1 protein-coding gene is annotated in these 621 nt (G+C 47.7%); it reads right to left on the minus strand.

The window, feature by feature from the left end:
* Positions 1-621: MoxR family ATPase (locus A3729_RS28360; protein ID WP_068634536.1), on the minus strand; the 621-nt coding region annotated here is incomplete at both ends.

Consider the following 621-nt stretch of genomic DNA (forward strand, 5'->3'; position numbering starts at 1 on the left):
TCAATAAGTGCCCAGGCTTTAGCCGCTTGAATCAGAGATATATTTGCGCGAGGCGATAAACCGTGTGTTTCATTGCTTTTTAAACGACTCAATGTTGCCAGCCGGTAGACGTAGTTGACGATACTGTCTGAGCACTGAACTTTGGATACTAGAGCTTGAATTTTGCTGAGAGTATTCTCGTTCAACACTGCTTGTAATTGATTTGCCAGCGCGCGTCGATCAATACCTTTGAGTAGTTGTTTTTCAGCGTCTTCACTTGGGTAACCTAGTGATATGCGCATCATAAATCGGTCTAATTGTGACTCTGGCAGCGCGTGAGTACCTGACTGGTCGCTAGGGTTCTGAGTGGCGATGACGAAAAAGGGCTCAGGGAGTGCGCGGGTTTCACCTTCTTGTGTGACCTGGCGCTCTTCCATTGCTTCGAGCAGAGCACTTTGGGTTTTAGGGCTGGCACGATTGATCTCGTCAGCGAGTACAAGGTTGGAAAATATCGGGCCGGGGTGAAAATGGAACTTACCGTCTTCTCGGTTAAAAATATTCAGGCCCAGTAAGTCACCAGGTAGTAGGTCGCTGGTAAATTGGATGCGTTGATAGCTTAAGCCCAAAGTTCCTGCTAAAGCG

This window comes from Oleiphilus sp. HI0043 (assembly GCF_001634935.1).